Source organism: Nisaea nitritireducens (genome assembly GCF_014904795.1).
Lineage (GTDB): Bacteria > Pseudomonadota > Alphaproteobacteria > Thalassobaculales > Thalassobaculaceae > Nisaea > Nisaea nitritireducens.
On the sequence record NZ_JACZFS010000022.1, the window covers coordinates 1 to 4,640 of the forward strand.

The 4,640-nt window shown below is 58.6% G+C and carries 4 protein-coding genes; all 4 read left to right on the forward strand.

Going from position 1 to position 4,640, the window contains the following annotated elements; translation table 11 throughout:
• The coding region (locus IG629_RS08830; protein ID WP_193171595.1) for a methyl-accepting chemotaxis protein at positions 1-1,668 on the forward strand (1,668 nt) is incomplete at its 5' end.
• Positions 1,669-1,787: 119 nt separating this feature from the next.
• Positions 1,788-2,669 carry a hypothetical protein gene (locus tag IG629_RS08835; RefSeq protein WP_193171596.1) on the forward strand — a complete coding sequence of 294 codons (882 nt, stop codon included), beginning with the start codon at positions 1,788-1,790 and terminating at the stop codon, positions 2,667-2,669.
• A gap of 465 nt (positions 2,670-3,134) precedes the next feature.
• Entirely contained in the window at positions 3,135-3,602 is a 468-nt protein-coding gene (locus tag IG629_RS08840; RefSeq protein WP_193171597.1) for a RidA family protein, read from the forward strand.
• A gap of 74 nt (positions 3,603-3,676) precedes the next feature.
• Positions 3,677-4,640: GNAT family N-acetyltransferase (locus IG629_RS08845; RefSeq protein ID WP_193171598.1), on the forward strand; the 964-nt coding region annotated here is incomplete at its 3' end.

Genomic DNA, 4,640 nt, shown 5'->3' on the forward strand with positions numbered 1-4,640 from the left:
GCGCAAAAGATCGCCCTGATCATTTTGCTCGCTGCCATTGCAATGATCACTCAGATCGCCACAACCGTATGGCTTGAGCGCAAGCAGCTCTACAAAGAGCGAACCCGTGAAATTCAGTCCGTCGTGGAATTGAGCATTTCTGAAGCGCTGGCCTACGAGGCGCGCGTCGGCAAAGGTGAGATGAGCCGGGAGGACGCGCAGTCGGCATGGCAGAAAAATGCCATCGCCGCGCGTTTCCGGGGTGCCGAGTACCTGTTCGCCTACACCATGAACGGCATAAATATCGCCCATGGCGGCAAACCATCGCTCAAGGGCAAGGACATGTCCGGCGTGACCGACCCGAACGGCGTCAAGATCATTCAGGAAATGGTCGACGTTCTCAAGAAGGACCCGAAAGGCGGAACCTTCGAATACATGTGGCCGAAAGCCGGGTCCGAAGTCCCCCAGCCGAAGCTGTCCTTCGTCTCGATGATTGAGCCTTGGCAGATTTTTGTCGGGACCGGGATCTATACCGATGACATCGATGCCTCCCTGGTCAATTACGCCATGCGTTCTGCCGGTTTCTCCGCTGTCTTTCTGTTGATCATGGTCGCCGCCGGACTGGCTATTGCGCGGAGCATGACCCGCCCGATGGAATTACTCCGGAATGCAATGTCGCAGCTCGCAGCGAACAACGTTGCGATCTCGGTCCCCGGCATCAACCGGCGGGACGAGATCGGAGCGATGGCCGAGGCCGTCCAGGTCTTCAAGGAAAACGCCGAACGTGTTTCTACGCTTGAAGAGGACCGGGCTCGGGATGCCGAGAAGGCCCAAGCCGAACGGCAGCGTTTCTTGCAGGAGATCACCAGGGATCTGGAAAGCTCCATCGGCCGGGTTACCGGCGAGGTCGAGACCTCCGCGACTTCCGCGCAGAAATCCGCGGCGGACATGCAGCACAATGCGACCGAAACCGCCGAGAGCGCCCGCGAGGCCAATCATGCCGCACACGAAGCGTCCGAAAGTCTTCAGAGCGTTGCCGCCGCAACAGAACAGCTGACGAATTCCATCGCAGAAATCGGACGGCAGGCGGATCAGTCCGCATCCATATCCCGTTCCGCTGCGACGGAAGCCGAAGACGCCAATGCCAAGGTAACGAGCCTTCAGACCTCCGCCGAACGGATCGGGGAAGTCGTCAACCTGATCAACGACATTGCCGAGCAGACAAATCTCCTGGCCCTCAATGCGACGATCGAAGCGGCCCGGGCAGGAGAAGCCGGCAAGGGCTTTGCCGTGGTTGCGAGTGAAGTGAAGTCTCTGGCCAACCAGACCGGCAATGCGACCCAGGAGATTGCCGGACAAATCTCGGCAATTCAGCAGGCGACCAAGGATGCCGCCGACGTAATCGGAGCCATCGTCGGAACGATCCAGAATATCGACGAGACGACATCGGCCATTGCCGCTGCCGTCGAGGAACAGGAATCCGCCACGCGCGAAATCTCCAACAATGTCGAGCAGGTTTCCCGGGCGACCGATACCGTGACCAGCAATATCGGCCGGGTCAGTGCGGCCGGCGAGCGCTCCGATGTTACCGCGCGCGATCTCTCGGAGGTGACAGGAAACCTCAGCGAACAGGTCCGCTCACTCCGTCAGGAGATCGATACCTTTGTCCACAAGCTCAACGAAAACTGACCGCAGACGGCCCGGTTGGCGGTCTCTGCCGCCGGGCCATTCTGTCTCCGCACATCGACCGCGCCTTGCCATAAACTTTTAAAAAAGGCCGACCTCGGCAATTCACGGATCACAGCAAAATGGCGGCGGAACTCCTCCCTCACCAGCCAATGGCTCCCGATGCCAAGCAGCGCTCCCTGAGCCGGGCCCACCTCGATGCTCCAGCGCTCCTCGACTATCTCGGAAAACTACGACGGGACGTTGACGCCGAGCTTGCGCCGCAATTTCCGGAGTTCAGTGGCAAACTTTATCCGCTGGGCCGCTGCCGGGAAATCCGGGACGCCGTCTATGACCGACTGGTCGCCGACATTCATCAACCCAGATGCGCCACATCCCTGGCGCTCCTCAGCTTCATTCGCGCTGGAGGCATTGGCCGCAAGATCTGGGGTGTACTGCGGGAGAGCTATTTCCAGAATGCGATGCAGTTCGGCACATTCTATGTCGACGTTGCCAACGACACGGTCAATCCAGCGAAGCCACAGATCGAAATCCTGCCCCTCAAGAAGTCCGGCATGCTCCCGGTGGCCGATTTCTTTCATTTTGCCCGGATCGCTGAGTCCTACTGGAACTGCGATATCTATGCGAATACCGAGTTTCCCGGCCTTGCCGCCCTCTTCCCGATCATTTGCGTCAACCGCGCCGATAACGGAATTTCCCTTGCCGCGAGATCGGACCAGATGATTGCCATGACACGGCTCCGCGATTTTCAGCCGTCGCTCGATTTTCTGAAATCGGCGCCACCTCCCCCGGAAACGGTCAGGCATGAACTGGCGAGACGGCGCAAGGCCAGCACACACGAGCTGATGAAAATCGAGGGCGATCCGATTCTCGCGGTAGAGCGGGCTATCGCAGAGGCGGGCTACAAAAGCGACACGTATTACACGTCCAGCGTTTCCGCTTTCAGGGAGTTTTCCGCACTCTCGGAAAACCGGGCAGGTACCCGCCCAGAAAACGACATTTAAAGTGGGTCAAAGACTCAACCAGAATGGCCCTAGTACGCTGAAGGTTACTTCAGTAACGGGCAACTAAATCAGGTTCATTTTAAATACTTAACGAAATTGCCCGCAAAAATACTTATTGCGGTTCTACGCACCCTAAACTACTATATATAGAGTTTCGGAGCTGAAAATAGAGCAGCTCCCCCTGGTAGCGGACCCGTGAGGGCATAGCTTCAGTCCTCACGGTCCAGAGTTCCATCGTCAGCCAAACGATGGAAAACCGGGGAGCGGTACTCTCCCATCCCCGCTCCCCGATTACCCTGTGAAGCTCCTAAGGACGAAGCCTCTATCGTCCGATACTGGGTGCGTCATTTTTTGACGCACCCCTCTTTTTTGAAAAAGTAGCGGCCTCAGGCGCGACTGTCTATGCTTCGCGCGGTCCTCCGGGACAATTCGCAAGATCATTCCAGAATACTCAAGGAGTCAGCCATGGCCGGCGCAATCGATGCACGCCTTTCCGAACTCGGAATCGACCTCCCCAACGCTGCCGCCCCTGCGGCCAACTATGTGCCGTACGTGATTTCCGGGAAAACCCTGTACATCTCGGGTCAGGTACCGTTCTGGAATGGGGAACTGAAAGGCGTTGGCAAGGTTGGCAAGGATATGACTGCGGAAGACGCGCAGAAGATCGCCCGGATCTGTGCCCTCAACATCATTGCCCAGGCGCGCGCAGCATGCGGTGGCGACCTCGACAAGGTCGCGCGGGTGGTCAAGGTCGGCGGTTTCGTCAATGCGACGGACGACTTCACCCAGCACCCGATGGTGATCAACGGAGCGTCCGACCTGATGGTCGAAGTGTTTGGCGACAAGGGCAAGCATGCCCGTTTCGCCGTCGGCGCCGGTTCCCTGCCGCTCGGTGTTGCGGTCGAGGTCGAAGCGGTCATCGAACTCGCGTGAGCAGCCGTTCGCGGTTGACTGATCGTTGCGGCGCACAATCTTCCAAGAACAACACCAACGGAAGGTGAAGACCGGTGCCGGACGGTGAAAATAATACGGAAACGCGGGCGGCCATATCGGTCGTCCGCTCCATTCACGAGATAGATCCGGCCGATTGGGATGCCTGCGCCGGTGCAGCCAATCCTTTTCTCAGCCACGCCTTCCTCTCTGCACTGGAAGACAGCGGTTCTGTAAAGGCCGAGACCGGCTGGCTACCGCAACATCTGGTTTATGCCGATGATGAAGACCGGATCGCCGGGATTGTTCCGCTCTACCTGAAGGGCCATTCACAGGGCGAATATGTGTTCGACTGGGGGTGGGCGGACGCTTATGAGCGCGCCGGTGGCGAGTATTATCCGAAACTGCTCTCCGCGGTTCCCTTCACACCCGTAACCGGCCCCCGCCTGCTCTGCCATCCGGACGTGGATGCAGAAGCGGTCGGCAACATCCTGATCGGCGGCCTGATCGAGATAACCAAGCGGTTCGAGGTTTCATCCCTGCATGTGAATTTCCTGCCGGAAGCGCAATGGAACGCACTTGGTGAGGCCGGTTTTCTGAAGCGGGTCGGCCTGCAATTTCATTGGCACAACGACGGCTACGAGAATTTCGGTGACTTCCTCGACGCCTTGTCGTCCCGCAAGCGCAAGGCGATCCGCAAGGAACGCAAGGCGGCGGCAGAGGCCGGCCTGACCATCCGCAAACTGACCGGTGCCGATATCGAACCCCGGCATTGGGACGCCTTTTACCGCTTCTATACGGACACCAGCGACCGGAAGTGGGGATCGGCCTATCTGACGCGCTCTTTCTTCGATCTGCTCGGTGAGCGCATGGCGGACCGGGTGCTGCTCGTGATCGCGGAAATGGACGGCACGCCGGTAGCTGGCGCTCTCAACCTGATCGGCGACGACACGCTCTATGGCCGGAACTGGGGCTGCATCGCAGACTTCAAGTTCCTGCATTTCGAACTTTGCTACTATCAGGCCATCGATTTCGCCATTG